The 22274-nt window shown below is 62.0% G+C and carries 21 protein-coding genes; 14 read left to right on the forward strand and 7 right to left on the reverse strand.

All coding sequences use genetic code 11. From position 1 onward, the window contains the following. Positions 1-81 precede the first annotated feature (81 nt). Positions 82-3267, forward strand: coding sequence for an acetyl-CoA carboxylase family protein (locus EEB13_RS12345; RefSeq protein WP_033235397.1), 3186 nt, complete (start codon positions 82-84; stop codon positions 3265-3267). Between the two features lie 49 nt (positions 3268-3316). Here EEB13_RS12345 and EEB13_RS12350 read toward each other — a convergent pair whose 3' ends face one another. The 5 genes from EEB13_RS12350 to EEB13_RS12370 are packed head-to-tail and all read right to left on the reverse strand — an operon-like array spanning position 3317 to position 6690. Beyond that, entirely contained in the window at positions 3317-4258 is a 942-nt protein-coding gene (locus EEB13_RS12350; protein WP_045066226.1) for a CopD family protein, read from the reverse strand. Positions 4259-4261: 3 nt separating this feature from the next. Beyond that, the gene (locus EEB13_RS12355; RefSeq protein ID WP_141485351.1) at positions 4262-4798 is read right to left on the reverse strand and encodes a copper resistance protein CopC; all 537 of its coding nucleotides are present in this window, start codon (positions 4796-4798) and stop codon (positions 4262-4264) included. Beyond that, on the reverse strand, positions 4795-5463 hold the full coding sequence (locus EEB13_RS12360) for a YcnI family protein (protein WP_033235400.1): 669 nt from the start codon (positions 5461-5463) through the stop codon (positions 4795-4797). The genes EEB13_RS12355 and EEB13_RS12360 overlap by 4 nt, the downstream gene beginning before the upstream one ends. Before the next feature lie 47 nt (positions 5464-5510). Beyond that, the gene (locus tag EEB13_RS12365) at positions 5511-6026 is read right to left on the reverse strand and encodes a hypothetical protein (RefSeq protein ID WP_141485352.1); all 516 of its coding nucleotides are present in this window, start codon (positions 6024-6026) and stop codon (positions 5511-5513) included. A gap of 10 nt (positions 6027-6036) precedes the next feature. Then, on the reverse strand, positions 6037-6690 hold the full coding sequence (locus EEB13_RS12370) for a DUF6474 family protein (RefSeq protein ID WP_045066229.1): 654 nt from the start codon (positions 6688-6690) through the stop codon (positions 6037-6039). A gap of 124 nt (positions 6691-6814) precedes the next feature. On the opposite strand from EEB13_RS12370, the gene EEB13_RS12375 reads away from it, so the two are divergent. The 5 genes from EEB13_RS12375 to EEB13_RS32320 all read left to right on the forward strand — a co-directional run bounded on the left by EEB13_RS12375 (position 6815) and on the right by EEB13_RS32320 (position 12172). Beyond that, a complete protein-coding gene (locus EEB13_RS12375) occupies positions 6815-8371 on the forward strand; it encodes a TM0106 family RecB-like putative nuclease (RefSeq protein WP_092805486.1) in 1557 nt (518 codons plus the stop codon). A gap of 75 nt (positions 8372-8446) precedes the next feature. Then, positions 8447-8851, forward strand: coding sequence for a hypothetical protein (locus tag EEB13_RS12380; protein ID WP_261984509.1), 405 nt, complete (start codon positions 8447-8449; stop codon positions 8849-8851). A gap of 71 nt (positions 8852-8922) precedes the next feature. Beyond that, complete coding sequence (locus EEB13_RS12385) at positions 8923-11133, forward strand: hypothetical protein (protein ID WP_261984510.1); 2211 nt, start codon at positions 8923-8925, stop codon at positions 11131-11133. A gap of 13 nt (positions 11134-11146) precedes the next feature. Beyond that, positions 11147-11908, forward strand: a complete 762-nt coding sequence (locus EEB13_RS12390; protein WP_141485355.1) for a hypothetical protein — start codon at positions 11147-11149, stop codon at positions 11906-11908. A 36-nt stretch (positions 11909-11944) separates the two neighbouring features. Further along, on the forward strand, positions 11945-12172 hold the full coding sequence (locus EEB13_RS32320) for an EAL domain-containing protein (protein ID WP_315985025.1): 228 nt from the start codon (positions 11945-11947) through the stop codon (positions 12170-12172). 25 nt (positions 12173-12197) lie between these two features. On the opposite strand, the gene EEB13_RS12400 is transcribed toward EEB13_RS32320, so the two are convergent. Then, positions 12198-12965 (reverse strand): SDR family NAD(P)-dependent oxidoreductase, encoded by a 768-nt coding sequence (locus EEB13_RS12400; RefSeq protein WP_033235406.1) that lies wholly within the window; start codon positions 12963-12965, stop codon positions 12198-12200. Positions 12966-13131: 166 nt separating this feature from the next. Between EEB13_RS12400 and EEB13_RS12405 the strand changes: the two genes are divergently transcribed. The 3 genes from EEB13_RS12405 (at position 13132) to EEB13_RS12415 (ending at position 15773) form a co-directional block, all read left to right on the forward strand. After that, positions 13132-13722: a hypothetical protein gene (locus EEB13_RS12405; protein WP_116103878.1), complete on the forward strand. Its 591-nt coding sequence runs from the start codon at positions 13132-13134 to the stop codon at positions 13720-13722. Continuing rightward, positions 13715-14368 carry a DUF6308 family protein gene (locus tag EEB13_RS12410; RefSeq protein ID WP_141485357.1) on the forward strand — a complete coding sequence of 218 codons (654 nt, stop codon included), beginning with the start codon at positions 13715-13717 and terminating at the stop codon, positions 14366-14368. The genes EEB13_RS12405 and EEB13_RS12410 overlap by 8 nt, the downstream gene beginning before the upstream one ends. Positions 14369-14534: 166 nt before the next feature. Continuing rightward, complete coding sequence (locus tag EEB13_RS12415) at positions 14535-15773, forward strand: HNH endonuclease signature motif containing protein (RefSeq protein ID WP_141485358.1); 1239 nt, start codon at positions 14535-14537, stop codon at positions 15771-15773. A gap of 51 nt (positions 15774-15824) precedes the next feature. On the opposite strand, the gene EEB13_RS12420 is transcribed toward EEB13_RS12415, so the two are convergent. Next, positions 15825-16508 (reverse strand): TetR/AcrR family transcriptional regulator, encoded by a 684-nt coding sequence (locus tag EEB13_RS12420; RefSeq protein WP_033235207.1) that lies wholly within the window; start codon positions 16506-16508, stop codon positions 15825-15827. Positions 16509-16610: 102 nt separating this feature from the next. On the opposite strand from EEB13_RS12420, the gene EEB13_RS12425 reads away from it, so the two are divergent. The 5 genes from EEB13_RS12425 to EEB13_RS12445 are packed head-to-tail and all read left to right on the forward strand — an operon-like array spanning position 16611 to position 22269. Next, positions 16611-17801 carry a lipid-transfer protein gene (locus EEB13_RS12425; RefSeq protein WP_007735955.1) on the forward strand — a complete coding sequence of 397 codons (1191 nt, stop codon included), beginning with the start codon at positions 16611-16613 and terminating at the stop codon, positions 17799-17801. 42 nt (positions 17802-17843) lie between these two features. Continuing rightward, positions 17844-18275, forward strand: a complete 432-nt coding sequence (locus EEB13_RS12430) for an SRPBCC family protein (RefSeq protein WP_019746343.1) — start codon at positions 17844-17846, stop codon at positions 18273-18275. Positions 18276-18282: 7 nt separating this feature from the next. Further along, on the forward strand, positions 18283-19158 hold the full coding sequence (locus EEB13_RS12435) for a MaoC/PaaZ C-terminal domain-containing protein (RefSeq protein WP_033235205.1): 876 nt from the start codon (positions 18283-18285) through the stop codon (positions 19156-19158). Positions 19159-19199: 41 nt separating this feature from the next. Continuing rightward, on the forward strand, positions 19200-20066 hold the full coding sequence (locus tag EEB13_RS12440; RefSeq protein ID WP_007735961.1) for an SDR family oxidoreductase: 867 nt from the start codon (positions 19200-19202) through the stop codon (positions 20064-20066). Positions 20067-20070: 4 nt separating this feature from the next. After that, entirely contained in the window at positions 20071-22269 is a 2199-nt protein-coding gene (locus EEB13_RS12445; protein WP_141485359.1) for an acyl-CoA dehydrogenase, read from the forward strand. Positions 22270-22274 lie beyond the last annotated feature (5 nt).

Here is a 22274-nt window from a genome sequence, read left to right on the forward strand (position 1 = left end):
TGGCGCGGGCGATCCCCCATGCTTGACATTGACGTCAACGTCAAAACACACTGTGGCGGTGACTGACTGCGAAACCTCGGAATGAGACTGCTGATCGCCAATCGAGGCGAGATTGCTCTGCGCATCATTCGAACAGCCCGCGAACTCGGGATCGAGACCGTGTCGGTCTACGCCGAAGATGACGCAACAAGCCCACACGTCGAAGCTGCGACAGAGTCGTTTCCACTGCCAGGCAGCGGCGCGTCTGCGTATCTGGATCAAGACTCGCTGTTGTCGATCGCCCTCGATTCATCGGTCACGCATATCCATCCCGGATACGGATTCCTCAGTGAGAATCCGGATTTCGCACGGGCGTGTGCCAGTGCGGGCCTTGTATTCGTGGGTCCGAGCGCTGAGGTGCTCCGTATCTTCGGGGACAAGTCACGCGCGCGCGGCGCTGCTGTGGAATCCGGCGTTCCGGTGTTGCCGGCCACGGCGGGCGATGCAAGCCTCGACGAGGTGCGGGAGTTCTTCGCGCGGCATTCGCGGGGAATCATGATCAAGGCACTTGCGGGTGGCGGCGGTCGGGGCATGCGTGTCGTGCGCGATCTGCCCTCGCTCGACGACGCTTACCGCGTGTGTGCGGCGGAGGCTCGGGCCGGCTTCGGCAGTGCCGAACTGTTTGCCGAGGTGCTCAGTGAACGTGCTCGCCATATCGAGGTCCAGGTTGTGTCGGCGCCCGGCGCGGCGGGTATCTGTGCGACGGCACTGGGAGATCGCGATTGCAGCGTTCAGCGCAGGCATCAAAAACTTGTCGAAATTGCTCCCGCGCAAGGTCTTTCCGAACCACTGCGCGAGCGTTTGCATGCCGCCGCGGCGAGGTTGTGTGCGGAGGTCGGTTACCGTGGGATCGCAACAGTGGAGTTTCTCGTGGAGGAGCGAGGATTCGTTTTCCTCGAGGTCAATCCGCGTATCCAAGTGGAACACACCGTCACGGAAGAGGTGAGCGGTGTCGACCTGGTTGCCGTGCAGTTGATGATCGCCGACGGCGTGAGTTTCGAATCATTGCATCTTCCTGAGGGGATTACCTGTGCAGCAGGAGTTCCTGGGCATCAGGGAACCGTTGCGGCGGCGTCGGGTATCGCAATCCAGATGCGGGTCAACATGGAAACCATGACGCGCGACGGCGGTGCGCGCGCGGAAACCGGAACGCTTGACGTGTTTGCGCCGCCGAGCGGACCGGGAGTTCGAGTCGACACCTTCGGTGCGGCGGGTTTGTCGCCGAGTGCCCGCTACGACTCCTTGCTGGCGAAGGTGATCACACACACCCGTCGGGCAGATTTTGCTGCGGCGGTGCGCAAGTCGATTGCCGCACTCGACGAGTTTGCGATCGAAGGGATTGCGACCAACCTTCTTTTCCTGCGGGCGATCCTGTCGGAGAAGGATTTCCGTGACGGCGTCGTCGATATCGACTGGCTCGAGGGACGTATTGCCGATCTCGTCCCGGAAGCCAAGGTTTCGGAGCCTCCCGTTGCAGTGCTGGGTGAGACCGTCCTGCGCGCGCAGATGGCCGGAATTGTCGTCGAGATTGCCGCTGTCGGCGATGCCGTTCACCGGGGCAGTCAGGCCGCTGTGCTCGAAGCGATGAAAATGCAGCATGTCCTGGCTGCCGAATCCGACGTCGAGGTGATTCGCGTACTCGGCAGGGTCGGCAAGGCAGTGGTTGCGGGTGAGCCGCTCATGGTGGTGCGCGATGCCACAGCGGCCGAGCGAGTGGAGCGTTCCGAGGACCTCGACCTGGATCTGGTGCGTCCTGACCTCGCGGAAATCCTTGCTCGACATGAGGTGACCTTGGATGCGGCGAGGCCCGAAGCGGTAGCCAAACGGCACAAGCTGGGTCGTCGGACGGCACGCGAAAATGTCGAGGACCTGATCGACGACGGCAGCTTTGTCGAATACGGCGCCTTGACTTTGGCGGCTCAGCGTAGCCGTCGCAGTGAAGAAGACCTGATCGCAAATACTCCCGCCGACGGATTGATCGGTGGCGTGGCAGCAATCAACGGCGGTGAGAGCGTTGTCATTTCGTACGATTACTCGGTTCTTGCCGGTACGCAGGGTATGCGCAATCATGCCAAGACGGACCGACTGCTCGAGCTCGCCGCCCGTAAACGTGTACCCGTGGTGCTGTTCGCGGAGGGCGGTGGTGGTCGCCCCGGTGATACGGATGCCGGAGCAGGGTCGGGGCTTGAACTGGGTACCTTCCGGGCGATGGCGGCATTGCGCGGCCGAGTGCCGTTGGTGGCCGTCGTATCGGGTCGTTGCTTTGCCGGCAATGCCGCGTTGGCGGGTGCGTGCGATGTCCTGATCGCCACGCCGGACGCCAACATCGGAATGGGTGGACCGGCGATGGTCGAGGGCGGTGGACTGGGTACCTACCGCCCGGAGGACATCGGGCCGATCGACATTCAACGGCGAAACGGCGTTGTGCACGTGGTTGCCGAGAACGATGCTCAGGCAGTCGAATTGGCAAAGAAGTATCTCGGCTACTTCCAGGGTGCGGCGCAGCAGTGGACCGCGCCTGATCCTCGGCTGGCTCGGCATGTAGTGCCGGAAAACAGGCTGCGTTCGTACGATGTGCGACGCGCCGTCGAGGCGATTGCCGACGTCGATTCGGTGCTGGAGTTGCGGCGCGATTACGGTCGCGGCGTCGTGACGGCGTTGATCCGGGTGGAAGGCGTACCGGTTGCCGTGCTCGCGAACAGTAGTGAGCATCTGGGCGGGGCAATCGATGCGGAAGCAGCGGACAAGGCGTCGGACTTCCTGGAACTGTGCGAGGCACATCGGATTCCGCTGGTTACGCTCTGCGACACTCCGGGATTCATGGTGGGGCCGGATTCCGAGGAACAAGCGACGGTACGGCGATTCGGTCGCTTTTTCGTGGCCGGAGCGAGGCTCACGGTGCCTTTCGGGACGGTGATCCTGCGTAAGGGTTACGGTCTCGGTGCCATGGCGATGGCCGGCGGGTCATTCCACGCGCCCGAGTTCACTGTGGCCTGGCCGACCGGCGAGATCGGGCCGATGGGGCTTGAAGGCGCTGTCCGACTGGGCTTCCGGAAGGAACTCGAATCAGTCGAAGATCCGGCTGCGCGGGAAACCCTGTTCGGTCAGTTCGTGGAATTGGCCTACGCACAAGGCAAGGCGCTGATGGCGGCAACAACATTCGAGTTGGACGACGTCATCGATCCGGCAGATACGAGGAAGTGGATCAGGCAGCTTCGCTGCCCGTGAGCCTTTTTGGTAGTGGGCGCTACCAAAAAGGCGCACGGGGCCGAAGGCCCTAAGCGGTAGTGGCAAGGGCCGCTGCAAGCCCGAAAGCAACTGCCATGAGGACAACTTCGCCGATTGCGCGGCGAAGCGATCCGTCGGCGCTCATGCGGTGGGCGGCACTCGCGACGACCCAGGTACGACGCCACCACCATCCCAACCCGAGGAGCAGGGCAACGGCAACGAGCTTGGCGAGGACGACGCGGCCGTAGGCAGTGTCGACAAACGCGGTCACAGATCCGAGTCGTACGGCTGCGTTGACAACTCCCGTGATGACCAGCGCAAGAACGCATCGCCACGCGAGAGCAGAGTATTTGGGCAGCCAGAGTGCCCAGGCACCGCGAGCGGGCATGGCGAGCGCGAGTGCGGCGAGGACGCCGAACCATAAGCCGGCAGCGAGTACATGGATGGCATCGAGGATGGAACCGAAGCTCTGCTGCGCCATGTGACCGGTGATGGGTCGGGTGGCGAGAGCGAGTGCGGTGACAACCAATGCCGGTGCGACGGGCGCTGTTTCAGGGTTCTTGAATCCGTAGACGCCGTAGCAGACGACGGCAAAAGCGCACACGATGATGGCTGCTCCGACCCGGCCGACATTGACTTCGCCGACAAAAGTTGCGAAGTGGCCGACGGTCAACGCGGTGATCGGCTGTCCGTCGGCGGCAGCGGCACTCAGTGCGAGCAAGGCGATTTCGGCAACCAGCCACACGGCGGCGATGGCAGTGAGTTGTGTCCACATCGCGCTGTTGGGTGAAGCCGGCCGACGCTCGCCCCGGCCCATCCAGGCGAGTGTGGCGATTCCCAGTGTCACGGAACCACATCCGATGGCGAGGACGCGTACCGTGCTGGACGCTTCAGGGCCGGCGGGACTCGCTAATCCCCACGCGATCAGCACTCCCAGCAGTGCTGTGGGTACGGCAAACAGCAACCACCACCTGTTTGCCGTACCGCTCACGGATCAGCTCGACTTCGGCTTGCGGAGCACGAAGAACAGTGCGCCGCCGAAGACGACAACACCGGCGAGGATGAATCCCCACACCGGGATGCTGCTCGACGACGACTCGGACGACGAACTGTCACCGTCCGACGCGGCCGGGGTGACCGGGGTGCCGGGACCGGCCTCGGTGAGTGTGAAGTTCAACGTTCCCTGAACCGGGTGGCCGTCGGCGGACGTGACGCGATACGCGATCGTGTACACACCGGCGGGTCCCAGATCTCCCAGGTCCACACTCACAGTTGCCCCCTCGACTGAGGGCTCGCCCTTGGACCATTGATCGCGGCTGTCACCGGGGCCCGTGACGGTCAACGCCGCGAACTGCGCTTGCAGTGCTTCGTTGAAACTGACGGAAACGTTGTCCGGGGGAACCTGGATGGATGCGCCGTTCTCGGGGTTCGACCCGACCACCGCGGAGTGCGCGCTGGCTGTGCTCACCCCGAGCATGGACGCGAGCATGGCAAGTAGGCCGATAGTGACGACCTTCAGTCGTGTGCTCATGAACGCTTGCTCCTCACAAGTGCACCCAGGCCCAGTGCAGCGCCGAGCGCGCCGAGAACCAGTCCGGCTCCTCCGAGCCAGCGGGCGGTGTTGTCGTTCGATGATTCTGTCGCAGTTGTCTCGTTCGTGGCGTGAGTATCGGCGCTGCTTCCGTGCGCGTCGCCCGTCGAAGGTGCCAAGGTCAAGGACGGCGCCGGCTTGTCGGGCTCACTGCCGTCGGCGAGGGCGGCCTGATCCCAGTTGACGACGTTGCCGTCGCTGTACGTCTGCACCGCATTGAACGAGACCTCGTCCTGCGTGGGTAGCGGGCCGGCGGAGAGAACGAACTGTTGGAACTGGCCGGGGCCCACGCCGACACCGGGATCTGCCGTCCAGGTGACGGACTTGGCGACCAACGACGTCGGGTCCTTCTCGACGACGGCAGTCCAACCTGGCATCGGTTCGGTGCGCGCGGACTTGAGGTCGGGCAGTGCCACCGTCACCTTGGTGGTGGACGCGGTGTCGGATTCAGTGGGTACGCGGAAGGTCAAAACGCTGTACCCGCCCTGGGTCGCTCCCGGAGCTACGACGCTGACGTGCGCCGACGCGATTCCGCCGGCGAGCAGGATTGCCCCGCCGGTTGCTGCTGCCGTGATGAGCGCACGCGAAATCAGGGTGTTCTTCATGCGGAATGTGTCCTCTTGGTCTGGTGAAGGGTTTCAGTGCGAGTTCTTCAGACCAGAGCGGGAGGTCCGCGCGGGGAAATGCCGGCGCGAAGGAGTGCGCCATTGGGGCCGAGGTGGTGCGTCGTCGGGAATCGGCGGATCAGCGCTGCGACGGGCATCGCCGGCGCGGACAGCACAACCTGCACGACGCGGGTGAGGACTCCGAACAGTCGCTCGGCAGCCAACACGAGGGTCGCGCAGACGAGCACGGCGACTATGTGTGCTCCGAGCATCGCCAGCCCCGGAGAAGGGGAATGAGAATGCACGGAGAGTGTCATGGTGGTGTGCGCTGCCAGTTGGCCGGCGCCGAGAGCCGCAATGAGTGGTAGTGGTCCGCGGGTCGGAACGGGAAGCGTTCCGGTGATCGCGCCCACGGCTGAACACACGGCTATCAGCAGGGTCAGCGCCGACGCCGGCGGTACATCGCCGCCGGCCAGGCCGTGCGCTGCGATGGCAAGAGCGGTCGACACAGCCCCGACAGCACTACCCCGAAGGAGTGCTGTCGTGGGCGCGTCGGTGGACACTCGAGCAGGTCTAGCGGACGCCGAGGCGTGCGAGCAGATCAGCCTCTACGCCGTCGAGTTCGGAGGAAATAGCGTGGTGGGCGGCCTTGCGGCGAGCCTGCGGCATCTGCTCGGCCGCCCGCACCGCGGTGCTCAGGTCGCTCAGACGCTCACGGATGGCTGCGGCAAAACGCTGCGTCTCGGCGTCGTTCGGCTTGTGGCTGAGGATTTCGGTGACCGAGCTTTCCGCTCCCGCAATGCGGGCGCTCAGCTTGGCTCCGTGGCCGGTGTAGTCGCCCAGTTGGTCGACGGCGATGCCCATCTTCTGAGCGCGCGCGGTATCCAACTGACCACGAACCGCGGTTGCCGCTCGATAGATGATCGGCAGCAGAACCGGAGCCAGTAGCCGAGCGACACCCAGGTACTTGCGCACCTTGGCAACGGTCAGGCCCTGATTCACAGCGGCCTTTTCTTGGGCCTTCAGCGTGGCGATCTGCGCCTTTTCGATCTTGTGCGTCGACTCGATCTCAGCCTTTTCCAGCTTCTTGATCGACTTGGTCTCAACCTTGTCGCGCTTGCGTTGGCTCTTGGCGTTGAGTTTCGCCTCGACCTCGGCCTTGTGCTTGAGAGCCTTCGCCTCCGCCTTGCGGGTGGCACGAGACTTTCGCTTCTTGAACAACCCCATCGAAAAGGACCCCGTTTCCAGGTGTTTGTGCGCTGCCAGGTACCTGCGCTTCGGCTTCAGCCTAGGGGAGCACATAATCTTCGTCATCGTGTGTTCCGATAAAAGCCCCGCGCCCTCGCTCCCTCTGATCGATTCAGGGGCGCTCACGCGTTGCCGTCATCGGGTGCGCCTCGACGGATTGTTTCCGGGCAAGTGGGCGTCGGAGCCTCTCGATACGGGCATCAAACAGCGTCAGGAATCGGCAACCGCCAAGCGCGCGGAGATCGCGGAGCTGGTGATCGGTGCCGCTCCCGATCGTTGGGTGCGGATCAACGCCGATCAGTCGACGGCGGCGCAAGCTCGCGACACGCTGGCCGCATGTGAAGCCGGCGCCGACCGCATCTGGGGCGCCGTGTTGCCTGTCGAACGTGACACCGGCCGCAAGGGTCGATGCGAAATGCTGATCCGCGATACCGACGGCGGCGGCTATATCCCGGTGATCGTTGTCAACCACAAGGTCACCGACCCGGGGCAGGGTGCGATCACATCTGGCCTGTTCGAGTGGGAGCCTGCAGTCGATCCGAAGCGCAAGGTGCGAGGCCAGGTTCGTGATCAGATGCGCGTCGCGCAGGTCTACCGGATGCTCGAGCGCCGGGGACTGGCGAGTCCGTCGTTGCAGGCGGGTGCGATCGGTTACAACGGCGACTGCATCCTCGTTCACGACCTGAGTGCGATTCTCGAGGACTACGACGAGCGCTACGACGACAGGATTGCCGTGGCGCGCGGTGAGGTGCTGACGTCTCCCTCTCAGGTCAGTGAGTGCAAATCGTGCCCGTGGTGGACGGAGTGCAAGGAAGAGTTGGTCCGCAACCGTGATGTCAGTCTGGTTGCGGTCGGTTCCCGGGCCGAGCTTCTGCGTGACGCCGGATGCAACACCATCGATCAGCTCGCGGCCTGGGAGGGCGAGCCGCTCGAGGATTGGCCACACGGAAACTTCGACGACGCCGTCGTCATCGCGAAGGCGTGGCTGGCGGGCGCTCCGTTGGTACGACGGTTCGACAAGATCTCGGTGACGCGCGCCGATATCGAGATCGATGTCGACATGGAGAGTTACCAGGAGCACGGTGCCTATTTGTGGGGAACTTTGCTCAATGTCGGTGGCTTCTCGATGTATCGGGGATTTGCGACGTGGGATCCGTTGCCGACACGTGACGAGGCGCGATCGTTTGCGGAGTTCTGGGGTTGGCTGATGGCAGAGCGTGCGGCCGCATCGGTGTCCGGTAAAACCTTTGCCGCCTACTGCTATTCACGTTCGGCGGAGGACAAATGGCTTCTGGATTCTGCGCGTCGATTTGCCGGTGAACCGGGCATTCCGACCAAGGAAGAGATCCGGGAGTTTATCGACAGTCCGCAGTGGGTGGACATCTACCAAGCCGTCAGCGATCAGTTCATCTGCCCGGATGGCAAGGGGCTCAAAAAGATTGCGCCCGTTGCCGGATTCCATTGGCGCGACGCCGAAGCCGGTGGTGAAGCGTCGATGGCGTGGTACCGCGAGGCGGTCGGCTACGACGGTGAGCCGGACGAGACGCAACGGACGCGGATCCTGCAGTACAACGAGGATGATGTCATCGCCACCAAGGTCTTACGTGAGTGGATGACGGACCGCGCGGAGAAGGAAATTCCACTCGCCTCGGATCTGTAATCCGGCTTACTCGACGTATACTTGGCCCGCGTTGCATGAGTCGGGGGGTCTGACTCGTACGTCCGAGGGGGGATCGTGGGTACGTTTGCGGCCGATATTGCTGAATTGAAAAGCTTGGGCGGGGTGCTACACGGGCTCGCGGATGAAGCTGGTCGGCTGAGCGTGGGACCGTCGGCCGGTGCTCCTCCCGCCACTGGTGGCACGTTTGTCCCCCTGGCGCCTGGGCCCTTGCTCGGGAATCTCCCTTTTGTGCCTGCGAATACGGTGCTGACCTCTTTTCTCGAAGCATCAGCGATCTCGCACGAGCTTGTCGAGGGTGTGCTGGTTCCCTCATTGCAGGAACGGTTGGGCGAGACCGGCGACATCATGATCAACGTCGCCGAAAAGTTCCGCAGTTGCGACGAGCAGTCTGCGGCCGAACTTGCCACCGCGTACACCGACGCCACAGGCGCCTGGGTCGCCCAGGAACCCACCGCATGACCCCGACGCGTGCACAGATCGAATCGTGGGATCCAGCGTCGCTCACTGCCGTTGCCGACGCGTGGATTACCTTGGGCAGCAAGGCGGAAGATCTGTTTTCCCGGTACCTCAGCAGTGTTACCACCGTCCACGGTGCTTACTGGGAAGGAAAGACCGCGGAAGCGGCTCAGGACAGGGCCGCCGCAGACAGGAAGACTGCCGGCGAGGTTGTCGATGCTCTCGAAGCTCTGGCAAAAACCGCACAGCAAGGCTTTCACGAGATCGACGCTCCCTTGCAGCGGGCCCGAATGGCTGTTCTTGCAGCAGAAGCGGATAGATTTGTGGTCTCGGCCGCGCTTCTTCTCACCGACACCGCGGCCGAACCGGACACAGCCCGTGTTGCCCTGATGGTCGAACGGCAACGTGAACTGACCGACGCCGCAAATGCCACCGAGAATGCGGACAACACTGTGCGAAGCTCCCTGGCAGGCGCTCGTGACGGGCTACGTGTGACATTTGTATCCGCAGCTACCTCGGGTGGGGAGCAGGGTAAGAGTGATTCTGACGCTCTAGCCACACATCCGGCGTCGATGACGCCGGAACAATTGCAGCGGATCACGGAAACCGGCCACCTGACACCGGAACAGGTCACGGCGTTGGAGCGTGGTGAAACTGCGATAATCCCGGCGTCGCAGATGGAATACCTCAATCAGCTGGGAAGATCACTGGATGGGAAATCGCCCCAGGAGATCGAAGACCTGCTCTCGAAGTTGCCGCCCGATGCGCAGGCTGCGGTCGCAAACTCGCTGCAGATACTGTCCAACGAGAACGTCAGCGCGACGGTCGAGGGTGATCCGGACGTTCCGACCAAGGGCGGTCTGAACCTTCTACCCGACATGATGCGAGAGTCTCTGACTCGGGATGACTTGGTGGTAAACAGCTTTGAAGTAGCTGGCGGATCCGGCCTTCCCAGCATCGCACTCAACGGGGTTGCCGACAATCAGGCGATCGCCGACATCGTTTCGATGGGCGACGATCAGTACAAGAGCGGAAGCACCCTGGACAGTGCGCTTCTCGACGTGGGGCAGAAATACCTGGATGCGCAGGTCGCTCATGAACAGAACCCGGAACACAAGTTCGAGTACTTCATGGTCGATGGGCGTGGTACCCAGGACATGGCCGTCACCGAGCAGATCTTCACCGCTGTGGGACATGACAAAATTGCCGTCGATGCCGTTGTCAACAATCCAGAGATCGGCAGCGACTTCGTGAAGGATGTGCTGTCCCACAACTGGACTGACGACGGTAAAGCCGCGTCGACGCTCTTCGACTTCCCGGATGGTGATGCCACTGTGGAGAATCCGAATGATCCCATCGATGTGGCCACGGCAACTCGTACCGGCAGCATCATGTCAGCTGTTGGGGAAGCGGTTAGTACTGACGACGCGTGGAAGTTGCTGTCCAATATCCCTGAAGCCGACGACCAGTCGACTGGTCAGCTCAATCCCGCTCTGTTGCAGACAGTTTCGAATAGTATGAGTCCCTACGTTTCTGATCTGGCTGGTGAAGATCCTGAGAATCATCCAGGTTTCAGCATCGGAGGGTGGACTGATCCCGACGGGTTTCGTCACTACACTGGCTCGGCAAACGTGTTCGCTCTGATGAATACCGACGAAACGGCTGGCACGAACTTTACCCGAGCGGCATACCAGGAGATGCTCGCGAAGCAGGGTGCATATGCGCTGAACCCTATGGGGGAAAGTGCAGCCAACAATTTGGATACTGCGGGAAGGCTGGCGGGGCTGACAGACTACGGATTGATGCGTGGCACTCAGGATGGTTACGACGACAAGGCGGCGCAGGCAGCCGAAATATATGCACGCAAGAACAATGCATATGGCGCCTTGATGAGTCTCGGAACCTTGGGAATCGGAAACCTCCCTGGCGGGGATTACATCAACGCCATGATCGGTGCCGGGGGTGATCCGTTGAAGGAGTCGGTAATCGGTGCCCAGCCTTCAGGGCCTGAAACCGCTAAACTCGCAGGTTTCGATTCAGCTAGACAGGCTTACAATATTCTGAATGCGGCACCGGAATTACCACCTGAATTCAAGGAAGTTTACCGGTGGGCATTCGATGATGGAGAATTGAAATCTTGGGATCAAATTAAGGAGGCGACCAACGAAAAACCTTATAGGCTGGGTGATATTGACACAATGTTTTCGACGTTTGGTTCCTCAACTGATTTCCATGCGACGCGGATGCTGGAAAAATATAATGCGGTGGCGTGGAATGCTCCCTAACAGGGCAATTTCGGTGGCGGTAGCGCTGATATGTGTGGCCTCTATTTCAGCGTGTGGCAGCGACAGATCGCCGACGAATTCTGCCGATGTCGCACCGGCGTCGGAGTTTCCGCACACAACGGTGTGGTCGGCTGATCCTAGTGTCGACTTATTCGGTCGCGGTGCTGAATTGATTCGAGCGACTGCCGAAGCCACTGCGTACACCCATACCGGCGGACCAGAGTTTACTTATCCGGGCTACATCGATGCGATTCGTGACATTTCCAGGGATCGTTCTTCAATTAGTTCGTGGATCGTGAATCAGACTCCCGACTACGACAATAGGTTTACTTGGTTCCGGAATATTGTCGATTTTTCGGAGAGTTCAGATTCGGTGTCGGCAATTGTGTGTGACTATTTGGTTCACGAGAAGCCGTCGAAATTTGACAGTTCGGTTGTTCTCGATGGTTCAGTGCGTATAGTTTTGGAGAATACTGCTGAACTTGCGGGCAGTTCGGGAATCGTAGACACCGATGTGGGAGGTCATGATCCACGTGCCCAACGCCCACCCTCGTGGAATGTTTTCGGGAACTGGAAAATCGTGGAGGAAAAATCGATTCCGGGCAATGCGATCTCGCAAGGGTGCGTCGATTGGTGGAAACAAGAGTTCCCGACGTTCACCGTAGACACCCAAGGGGGTAGAGCGCTGATTTCGCCTCCCGGGTATGTCATGCCGACTATGCCGATGGCTGTGCAGTTTCCGGAGTGGATCGGTCCGTCGCTCGGCGTCGCCTAATTGGACCGTCTTCGTGCGACGGGGATCGCAATTGCGTTGGACGACTTCGGAACCGGCTACTCGTCTTTCGAGAGTTTGAAGAAACTGCCCGTGGGCATTCTCAAAATCGACAGATCATTCATCACTGAGCTCAGTGAAGGTGATTCGCCGGTTGTGAGTTGGTTCAGGGCTATTACATCAGCGAGCCGATACCGGCGGCGGACGTCGCCGAATACCTCAAACGGTCATAGCCCTTGTGCGCCTTTGTTAACCGCGGGCGGTTGACAAAGGCGCACAAGGCAACAGAAACCTACCGCGGTGTCATACGGAGAGCGCCGTCCATGCGGATGGTCTCGCCGTTGAGGTAGTCGTGCTCGACGATCATCTGAGCGAGCTGCGCGTACTCGGACGGCTGGCCCAGACGCGACGGGAACGGAACGCCGGCTTCGAGGCCCTTGCGGTACTCGTCGGTGACGCCCGCGAGCATCGGGGTGTCGATGATGCCGGGAGCGATCGTGTTGACGCGGATGCCGAACTGAGCCAGGTCGCGGGCAGCCGGAACCGTCATGCCGTGCACGCCGCCCTTGGATGCGGAGTAGGCGATCTGTCCGATCTGGCCTTCGAATGCGGCAACAGATGCGGTGTTGATGACAACCCCGCGCTGGCCCGAGTCGTCGACGGTATCTGTCTTGGCAATGGCGTCGGCCGCCAGGCGCATGACGTTGAACGTGCCGAGCAGGTTCACAGTGATGACCGTGCGGAACAGCTCGAGGTCATGCGGGCCGTTCTTGGACAGGATGCGTCCGGCCCAGCCGACGCCGGCGCAGTTGACGACGATTCGCAGCGGAGAGCCGGATTCGACGATCTGGTTGATGGCAGCTTCGACCTCTTCGCCGCTGGTCACATCGGTGGGGATGAGGGTGACACCGGCGGGGACATTGTCGCCGGCGCGTTCGATCGATGCGGGCAGATCCAGGCCGAAGACGGTAGCGCCGGCATCGGCGAGGCGCTTGGCCGTAGCTGCACCCAGTCCGGAAGCTGCTCCGGTGACCAGTGCTGCGGTTCCCTTGATTTCCACTTCGTATGCTCCTCGAGTTAGCGATCGGTAAGGCAGTGGTACGTGTTGAGAACCATAACGCGGCGCTCTATGTGAGGGCGAACGCGCGAGGGCTCCATAGCGCTGGGTACCTTTGATGCGAGGTGAGACGTAAGGTTTCGACCTCATCGGATGAGAGGGGGCCGCGGTGAGCAAAGCGCCTGTGCGCCCCGCCGCCTCGGTCGAGAACTTCGAGCGATTGCAGGGCGACCCACTCTTCGAGGATCTCGCCGAGCTGATTGCAGAGGTTCTTTCCTACGCATTCGATGCTCCGGCGGCAGTCGAGATCGAGCAGTGGACGATCAGCTGCCTGCCGTCGACAAACCGATCCGCGGATCGCCATCGATTGTTCACCCTCAACATCGGTCCGATGGAAGTGCTGAGCGTCGAGTGTCATCTTGTCGGCGGGCAACCGATCGAACACGTCATGTCGGTCTTCGTGTCGAGTTCGGCGTTGGAATCCCGAACGGGTTGCAGTATCGAGGAACTTGCTGCGAAACACGATTTGCTCGGTATCCGGCGTACTGCGTTAGCTTCAGCCGACGGCGACGGGACCATGATCGACTGCAGCCTCGAGGACTCGGAAGCGTTGGAGCAGTTCGCCGAACTGCCCGTCGACGCGTCGACCGTTCGGCCGCTGGCGGAGCATCTCGTAGCCAAGGGCAAAGGGCCTTTCCGGCAGTACCACAACCCCGGATTTGCCAAGTACGTACTCGAAAGGTCGGTCGATCATGGTTGAGCAAATGTCCATCCGCTTGCCGCGTGTGCTGCGAGACGGTGACGATGCCGGCGCCGTCGACGTGTTGCAGGAGTACTTCACGAGGCCGCTCCGAAAGACAGGGTATCTCCGTACCGGTGCGTTGTGGGATTCCTGGGATCCCAGTGGTAATCGTGGTCGCGATGCGGACGTCTTCACTGCGGAAGATCTTGTCGCAGTGACACTTCTCTCGGTTCAGGTTCCGGCCCAGGGTGCATTGTTCCTGCTGGGGGAGAGCAACGCTTCACTGAATGCGCTCCTGGCTGATGTAGGTCCAGATCGCGATCTGGTGGACGAAGTTGATCCTTTGACGCCGGAATCTCCGGTGTGGCGGCTGGAGACAGCGCTGCGCGAGATCCACGGCGTCGGCCGCACGATGGCATCCAAGCTGATTGCTCGCAAACGCCCGCGGCTCTTCCCGATCTACGACGACGTCGTCGGTCGAGAACTCGGAACGAAGGCCGCCCATCTGGAGCCGGTGCGCGGCGCCTTGCGCGACGGGGAACTCCAATCGCGATTGCAGGGCCTACGCGATCTGGCAGGTCTGGACGAAGTAGTGCCCGCAGTGCGGATCCTCGACGTTCTGGCGTGGATGCAGGGCAAGGGTTACAAGCCCGCTTCGGAGTAGACGGGTTCTTTCGAATCGTTGCATGATTGGGCACGATGGCAGTGCGCAACTGTGGGTCACGGTTCATTGAATATTCTTGTACGTCAACAAGTCTCGAGCACAGATTCGCTTAAACGTGTCCGATATGTCCCTAGGAATCGAAATTATGTTCGACTAAGATTAGTTCATGGACAGTCGGGAAGCGTGGCAATACGACGGCGAGGGCCTCAAGACCGAGGTACTCGACCTCGCTCGCGCCCGGCACGAGATGCAGTCCCGCATGGTTGTGATGATCACGGAAATGTTCACCCGCGACACCCTCGGCGGCAAAGGATTCCGCGCTATCGCACAGTGGCTGCACCTGTCCACCAATCTCGAGATCGGTGAATGCAGCCAGTTGGTGGGCCTGGCGCGGTTGTTCATGCTCGAACCTGTTGTCGGACAATCTTTTCACGACGGTGATATCGATGCGTTGAAAGCGCGTCAGGTCGCCCACTTCTGTCAGCACCCGCCCAAGAACATGAGCCTCGCCGACGTCGAGAAAGCCCGCGACATCCTCCTGACCCTCGCCTCGAAAAAGGTCACCGACTGCGATTCCGTCCGCGCCGCGATCCGGCGGATTCAGAAGCAGTACGGCAACCGCGCCGACGGAGTGCCGGCCGGTGAGGATTCCGAGCTCAACGAGTTCTACGCCTCCCGCGGTTTGTACGGGCGAGTCAGCGTGAAAGGTGACCTCGACGCCGTCAACGGTGCCCGTCTCATCGCACTACTGTCCGCCCTCTCGGCGCCCACGCCGGAGAAGGACGGTGTGAAAGACGGACGCACCCTGGCACTTCGACGCGCCGACGGGTTCTGCGAAATGCTGCGCCGCTACGAAGCCGCGGGTCTCGGTCCCGTCGAAGGCGGCGTGAAACCGCACCTGACGATCACCGCCACCGCAAAAGACATGACCGATCTTCATGCCCTCAAAGACATGTTGCCTTCCACCGAGGAACTCGGGTACGCGATCACCAACTGGGCCGGCCCCATCAGCCTCGACACCGCCCGCATGCTGGCCTGCGACTGCGAGGTCACCCGAATCCTTCTCGATAGCAACGGTGTTCCCCTCAATCACGGCATGAAAGCGCGACTTGCCAGCGTCCCGCAGCGGCGGGCCCTGACGGTTCGGGACGGCGGATGTGCCTTCCCCGGTTGCGGCACCCCACCGGGCTGGTGCGACGCCCATCATCTGATCCACTGGCTCGATGACGGCCCAACGGATCTCGATAATTTGATCTTGTTCTGCGGGCACCACCATCGGATGATGCATCACATGCAGTGGCGAGTCGACATCGGAGACGACCGAAAAACCCGGTTCTATCCACCGATGTCCGTGGATCCGTATCAAGTTCCCGTTCCCGGGAACACACCGCCAACAGCAGCCTGAAAAACCACCATGTGCACCGGGGATCAGACATGCCCCGGTGCACTTTGCTGCCTACAACTCCGATATCGGCGTCTCCAAAGTGATGTCCACACCCATCCGTCGCAGATTTCCGTCGAGAACCTGCCAGATAGAAAGCTCGAGGAACTCGGCCAATTCAGTGCCGGACACGTCGGAACCGGGTTGGCTGAGCCAACGATTGACGCTGACGTCGACCAAGCCGATGACGCCGAAAGCCAAGGGCTCTGCCATCTTCGACGGTTTGCCGCGGCTGGCGAGGATCGCACCCAACAGGTTTCCCAACTGGACGGCGATGGCTGTCTTGGTTCCGGTCACCACTTTCGAACCGGTAGCTCGGGTGCTCGGCGAGCCCTTGCCTAAAAAGTGGTGCAGTCGTGGGTATTTCACAATCCATTGAAGGTAGGTCTCGACTGCCCGTGAGATGGCCTCGCCGACCGTACCTTGCGGTGTGAGGGTCGGTGTCAGGTCGGTCATCATCATCTCGAGGATGCGGACTCGCAGCTGCTCGTCGAGGTCGGCTCGATCCTTGAAGATCCGGTAGACAACGGAACGGGGGACGTCGGCGCGCTCGGCGATCTGCTGGACGCCGACATCGGCGCCACCTTCGTTGACTGCATCGAGTGCTGCGTCGAGGATCCGCGCTTTGCGCTGCTCCTTGTGATCGTTCCAGCGAGTGCTGCGCCCGTCGGGCTGCGCCGACTCGGCTGTTTTTGTCATAAATCGAACGATACTCACCCGGCCATTGACTGGACAAGATGTCTCACATACTTTGGTGGGACAGCGTGTCACACACAGATACCGTTCTCTTCAGGAGTGGCAATGAGTAACAGGGTTTTTGTCGTCGGCGTCGGCATGACGAAGTTCGAGAAGCCGGGAGCCCGCGAGTGGGACTACCCCGACATGGCACGCGAGTCGGGTACCAAGGCGCTCGAAGACGCGGGTATCGACTACACCGAGGTCGAGCAGGCATACGTCGGCTACGTCTACGGCGAGTCCACCGCAGGTCAGCGCGCTGTCTACGAGCTCGGTCTGACAGGCATCCCCATCGTCAACGTCAACAACAACTGTTCGACGGGATCGACCGCGCTCTATCTCGCCACGCAGGCAGTCAAGAGCGGTCAGGCCGACTGCGCACTGGCGCTGGGCTTCGAGAAGATGCAGTCCGGGTCCCTCGGATCCACCTACGACGACCGTGAACAGCCACTCATGCGGCACCTCCTCGCTCTCGCCGAGCTGCAGGAGTTCGCGATGCCGCCCGCTCCGTACATGTTCGGTGCTGCCGGCGTCGAGCACATGGAACGCTTCGGAACCACTGCCGAGCAGTTCGCGAAGATCGCCGTCAAGAACCACAAGCACTCATTGAACAACCCGTACGCCCAGTTTCAGGACGAGTACACCCTCGAACAGATCCTCGAAGCACGTCAGATCCACGGGCCGCTCACCAAGCTCCAGTGCTCGCCCACGTCCGACGGATCCGGCGCGGCAATCATCGCCAGCGAAGCATTCGTCGAGAAGCACGGGCTCGCTGCTCAGGCGATCGAGATCGTCGGGCAGGCCATGGTCACCGACATGAACAGCACCTTCGAGGACAAGAGCGCGATCAGTCTCGTCGGCGCGGACATGACCCGTAAGGCCGCTGAGAAGGTGTACGCGCAGGCCGGGATCACCGCCGACGACGTCGACGTCATCGAACTCCACGACTGCTTCTCCACAAACGAGTTGCTGACCTACGAGGCGCTCGGACTGTGCGCAGAAGGTGACGGCGGCAAGCTCGTCGACGCCGACGACACCACCTACGGCGGACGCTGGGTGGTCAACCCGTCCGGGGGCCTCATCTCCAAGGGTCACCCCCTCGGTGCAACCGGCCTCGCACAGTGCGCCGAACTCACCTGGCAGCTCCGCGGAACCGCCGATAAGCGTCAGGTCGACGGCGCGAAGGTCGCGCTCCAGCACAACATCGGACTCGGCGGCGCAGTTGTCGTGACCGCATACAAGCCCTACGCACGCTGAATCACACCCACAACCCGCTAGCTACCCACTAGGAGTTTCATCATGGCTTCCGTTTCCGTCTCCGCTGTACTGCCCGCATCCCCCGAGAAGACCTGGGATGCGCTCTCCGACCTGTCTCGCTGGGAAGAGTGGCTCACCATTCACCAGGGCTGGAAGAGTGAACTCCCCACCCAGGTTGCGTTGGGCGCCAAGTTCACCGAGGTCGTCTCCGTGATGGGTATGGCAAACAAGATCGAGTGGACCGTCGAAGAGGTCGAGGTTCCGAAGATGGTCAAGATTGCCGGTACCGGAATGGCCGGCGTCACCGTCGAATTCGTTCTCTCGGTCGAGGCCGACGGTGCGGGTTCGAAGGCAACCGTCGACGCCAGCTTCAAGGGCACCATGATCGTCGGGCCGATCGGCAAGGCAGTTGCCAAGAACGCCAAGGCTGATCTCGAGGCCTCGCTGGCTAAGTTCGCCGAGCTGGTCGGGTAACGGCTCAATGACGACACCGAAGACCAACGCGGTCGAATTCGATACGTCCGGGCTGGACGTATGGACCGATCCGGAGCACTTCGAGGTGACAGCTGAGCGCATCGCCGAATATGCCGCTGCCACCAACGATCCCATCGAGCGACACCTGAAGGGCGAGATCGCTCCGCCGGTCTTCGCGGTGGTACCCGTCTTCATGTCGATGGCACCCGCTGCGCTGTCGGTGGCGCCGGTCGAACTGCTGATGAAGCTCGTTCACGGTGAGCAGGACTTCCTGTTCCACCGTCCGATCTACCCCGGTGACCATCTGGTCGCTCGCGCCAAGCCCATCGGATTCGAGGGCCGGGACAACGGCTCCACCGTCGTCATCTACGTCGAAACCAAAACCGACAAGGGTGAATTGGTCAACGAGCAATGGATGACAGCGTTCTTCCGCAAGGTCGACGCGGGCCCCGGACTGGGCGAGAAGGCTCCCGAACACCGATTCGACGACGCTCTTCGCGCGGGTAGTCCCGCAGCGGTGATGAACCAGCATATCGACGAGGACCAGACGTTCCGGTACTCACCGGCTTCCGGCGATCCGATGCCGATCCACCTCGACGAGGAGATCGCTCGGATGTCCGGGCTCCCCGGAATCATCAACCACGGACTGTGCACGATGGCGTTCACGTCGTGGGGAGCCCTGACCGAACTGGCGGGCGGAGAGACCGAGCGGTTGCGCCGTCTCGCAGTGCGATTCGCGAAACCCGTACTCCCGACCCAGGACATCGAGACGGTGTTCTACAAGTCGGGTTCGGCAGACGGAGCCACGTCGTACTCGTACGAAACCAGCGCGGTCGGTGACCTCGTCATCAAGGACGGCCTCGCGGTCATCGCCGACAAATGAGTCTTCATGTCCGACAACTGAACTGATGGGAATCTGAACTGATGGGAAGTCTCGACGGTCGCGTAGCGATCATCACCGGAGCAGGACGCGGTATCGGCCGTGAGCATGCGCTGCTCTTCGCTCGTGAGGGTGCGAGCGTCGTGGTCAACGATCTCGGCGGCGCAAACGACGGATCCGGCGCAGATGCCGGCCCCGCGCAGCAGGTAGTCGACGAGATCGTCGCTGCAGGCGGCAAAGCCGTCGCCAACACCGACAACATCGCCACCTGGGACGGCGCCGAGGGCCTCGTCAAGCAGGCCGTCAGCGAGTTCGGCCGACTCGACGTTCTGGTCAACAACGCCGGCATTCTTCGCGACGCCTTCATCGCGGGTATGGACGAGAGCCAGTGGGACGCAGTCATTGCCGTGCACCTCAAGGGGCACGCAGCGACGCTGCACCACGCTGCCGCGTACTGGAAGGACCAGAGCAAGGCAGGCGAGACCGTCAACGCGTCGGTCATCAACACTGCTTCGGCTTCGGGCACCTTCATGCCCAACGCGGGCCAGGGCAACTACGGCGCCGCCAAGGCGGGCATCGCAGCCCTGACTCTGGTGGCCGCTGACGAGCTCGATCGATACGGCGTGCGTGTCAACGCTATTGCGCCGATCGCGCGTACTCGGCTGACGCTGGCGACACCCGGTATGGGCGCGTTGTTCGCCGCTGAGGTCCCCGAGGGTGAGTTCGACGCGTTTGCGCCGTCCAACATCTCCCCGTTGGTGGCCTATCTTGCAGCAGCGGACTGCAAGCTGACCGGCAAGGTGTACGCCGTTCAGGGTGGTGCTATCACGGAACTCGCCGGCTGGCATGGCGTGAACACCATCGAGAGCGAGGGTCCCTGGACCACCGCCGACCTCGCAGAACGTCTGTAAGCGCATGGCACGCAACGCATACGAACTCGGCCTCGGGCTGAGTGAGGAGCACACCGCACTCGCAGATTCGGTGCGCTCCTTCGCCGAGCGCACCATCACTGCCGAGCAGGTGCGCGCGGCGGTGGAGTCGAGGACCGAGGACAAGTTTCCCGAGTTCTGGACGGCACTGGTCGGGCAGGACCTTCTCGGGCTCGCGGTTCCGGAAGAACAGGGTGGTCACGGCGCCGGTCTGCTGACCTTGGCGGTGGCACTGGAAGCATTGGGCCGCACTGTCTCTCCCGGCCTGTTTGTTCCGACGGTACTGGCAAGCGCCGTTCTCGGCGCCGCTGATTCCAAGGCGGGACCCGAGTTCCTGCCGGGTCTGATCGACGGAAGTCGTACGGCAGCAGTCGCCTTGGGTGCACCGTTGACGGCCGAGTCGTCGGACGGCGGATACAAGATCACGGGCGCACTCGACGGTGTGCTCGGTGGTGAACACGCCGACGTGCTGCTGGTCCCGATCCAGTTGCCCGAGGGTGTCCGCTACGCGGTGCTCGAGAGCAGCGCAGTCGCGATCACCGTGCAGGACAGCATCGACGTGCTGCGCGGCAGTGCGCGGATCGAAGCTGACAATGTTCAGATCAGCGCCGAACGGATACTCGACGGTCTTACCGAGGCGCGGGTACGGTCCATTGCCGCAGTCGTTCTCGGCGCCGAAGACGTCGGCGTCATGTCCTGGTGTGTTTCCACTGCGTCGGAGTACGCCAAGACACGCGTGCAGTTCGGGCGACCCATCGGCCAGTTCCAGGGCGTCAAGCACAAGTGTGCGCAGATGGGCATTGCGCTCGAGCAGGCACGCGCCGTTGTGTGGGATGCGGCAAGCGCATTGGACAAGGGCGACGACACGGCAGATTTTGCCGCCGATATCGCCGCAGTCATCGTGCCGGACGCCGCAGTGCAGGTAGCGCAGGATTGTGTGCAGGTCCATGGCGGCATCGGATTCACGTGGGAGCACGACGCCCACCTGTACTACCGGCGCGCGCTCTCGATCCGCGGCATTCTCGGTACCCGCGAGGATCGCGCCAATCGTGTTGCGCAGCAGGCACTTGACGGTGTCAGCCGGGCTTCGGTTCTCGAACTGCCGCCAGAGGCGGAGGAGATCCGCGGAGACATTGCGGCTGAGCTTGCCCAGTTGGTCGATCTCGACGAGGACGACCAGTTGATCGCGCTCGGCGACGGCGGCTGGGTTCAGCCTCACCTGCCGAAGCCGTACGGGCGCAGCGCCGCTCCGCTGGAGCAGATCGTCATCTCCCAGGAGATCAAGGCTGCCGGTATCTCGATGCCGCAGCTTCTGATGGGCACCTGGGCCGTGCAGGCCGTCGTAGCGCATGGTTCGGACAAGCAGAAGCAGGAACTGGCAGTACCGACCCTGCAGGGTGAGTTGGTGTGGTGCCAGCTCTTCAGTGAGCCCGGTGCTGGTTCCGACCTCGCGTCACTGTCGACGAAGGCCGAAAAGGTCGACGGCGGTTGGAAGATCACCGGTCAGAAGATCTGGACCACGGTTGCGCAGTTCTCCGACTGGGCAATGCTGATCGCCCGTACGGACGCCACCAAGCCGAAGCATCAGGGCATCACGTACTTCGTCCTGGACATGTCGACACCGGGCATCACCGTCCGCCCGCTGCGTGAGATGACGGGTTCGGCGTTGTTCAACGAGGTGTTCCTCGACGACGTTTTCATCCCCGACGAGAACGTGGTCGGCGAGGTCAACGACGGCTGGAACGTCGCGCGTACGACGCTGGCAGGCGAGCGCGTCGCACTGAGCCAGAAGATGGAGGCGTACGCCTCGGACTCCGATCTACTGAAGTTCGCGAAGTCAGCAGACCTGAGCCCGATCGGACGCTACCGCGTCGGCGAGCTGGTGGCCGAGAGTCAGGCTATCGACCTCATCGGCTCCCGCGTTGTGCTCAAGCAACTTTCGGGAATCGACGTGAGTACTACGTCGAGCGTCGGCAAGCTGTTGGCGATGAAGATCAGCCAGTCGATCGCCGAGTTCGTCGTCGCCGAACTGGGTGCTGCCGGAGCGGTCAGCATCCCAGGTCAGCCAAGCGACAAGGCGATGGAGCAGCTCATTTCGGGCCGTGCCACCACCATCTACGGCGGCACAACCGAGGTGCAACTCAACGTGATCGGTGAGCGCATGCTCGGATTGCCGCGAGACTGAGGGTA

Source organism: Rhodococcus sp. WS3, from assembly GCF_003797085.1.
GTDB classification, from domain to species: Bacteria; Actinomycetota; Actinomycetes; order Mycobacteriales; family Mycobacteriaceae; genus Rhodococcus_F; species Rhodococcus_F globerula.

Coding starts and splice junctions, on each gene's coding strand:
- EEB13_RS12345 (WP_033235397.1), top strand. CDS start 82: ATGAGACTGCTGATCGCCAATCGAGGCGAGATTGCTCTGCGCATCATT.
- EEB13_RS12355 (WP_141485351.1), bottom strand. CDS start 4,798: ATGAGCACACGACTGAAGGTCGTCACTATCGGCCTACTTGCCATGCTC.
- EEB13_RS12360 (WP_033235400.1), bottom strand. CDS start 5,463: ATGAAGAACACCCTGATTTCGCGTGCGCTCATCACGGCAGCAGCAACC.
- EEB13_RS12370 (WP_045066229.1), bottom strand. CDS start 6,690: ATGGGGTTGTTCAAGAAGCGAAAGTCTCGTGCCACCCGCAAGGCGGAG.
- EEB13_RS12410 (WP_141485357.1), top strand. CDS start 13,715: ATGGTTGAGCAAATGTCCATCCGCTTGCCGCGTGTGCTGCGAGACGGT.
- EEB13_RS12415 (WP_141485358.1), top strand. CDS start 14,535: ATGGACAGTCGGGAAGCGTGGCAATACGACGGCGAGGGCCTCAAGACC.
- EEB13_RS12420 (WP_033235207.1), bottom strand. CDS start 16,508: ATGACAAAAACAGCCGAGTCGGCGCAGCCCGACGGGCGCAGCACTCGC.
- EEB13_RS12425 (WP_007735955.1), top strand. CDS start 16,611: ATGAGTAACAGGGTTTTTGTCGTCGGCGTCGGCATGACGAAGTTCGAG.
- EEB13_RS12430 (WP_019746343.1), top strand. CDS start 17,844: ATGGCTTCCGTTTCCGTCTCCGCTGTACTGCCCGCATCCCCCGAGAAG.
- EEB13_RS12435 (WP_033235205.1), top strand. CDS start 18,283: ATGACGACACCGAAGACCAACGCGGTCGAATTCGATACGTCCGGGCTG.
- EEB13_RS12440 (WP_007735961.1), top strand. CDS start 19,200: ATGGGAAGTCTCGACGGTCGCGTAGCGATCATCACCGGAGCAGGACGC.
- EEB13_RS12445 (WP_141485359.1), top strand. CDS start 20,071: ATGGCACGCAACGCATACGAACTCGGCCTCGGGCTGAGTGAGGAGCAC.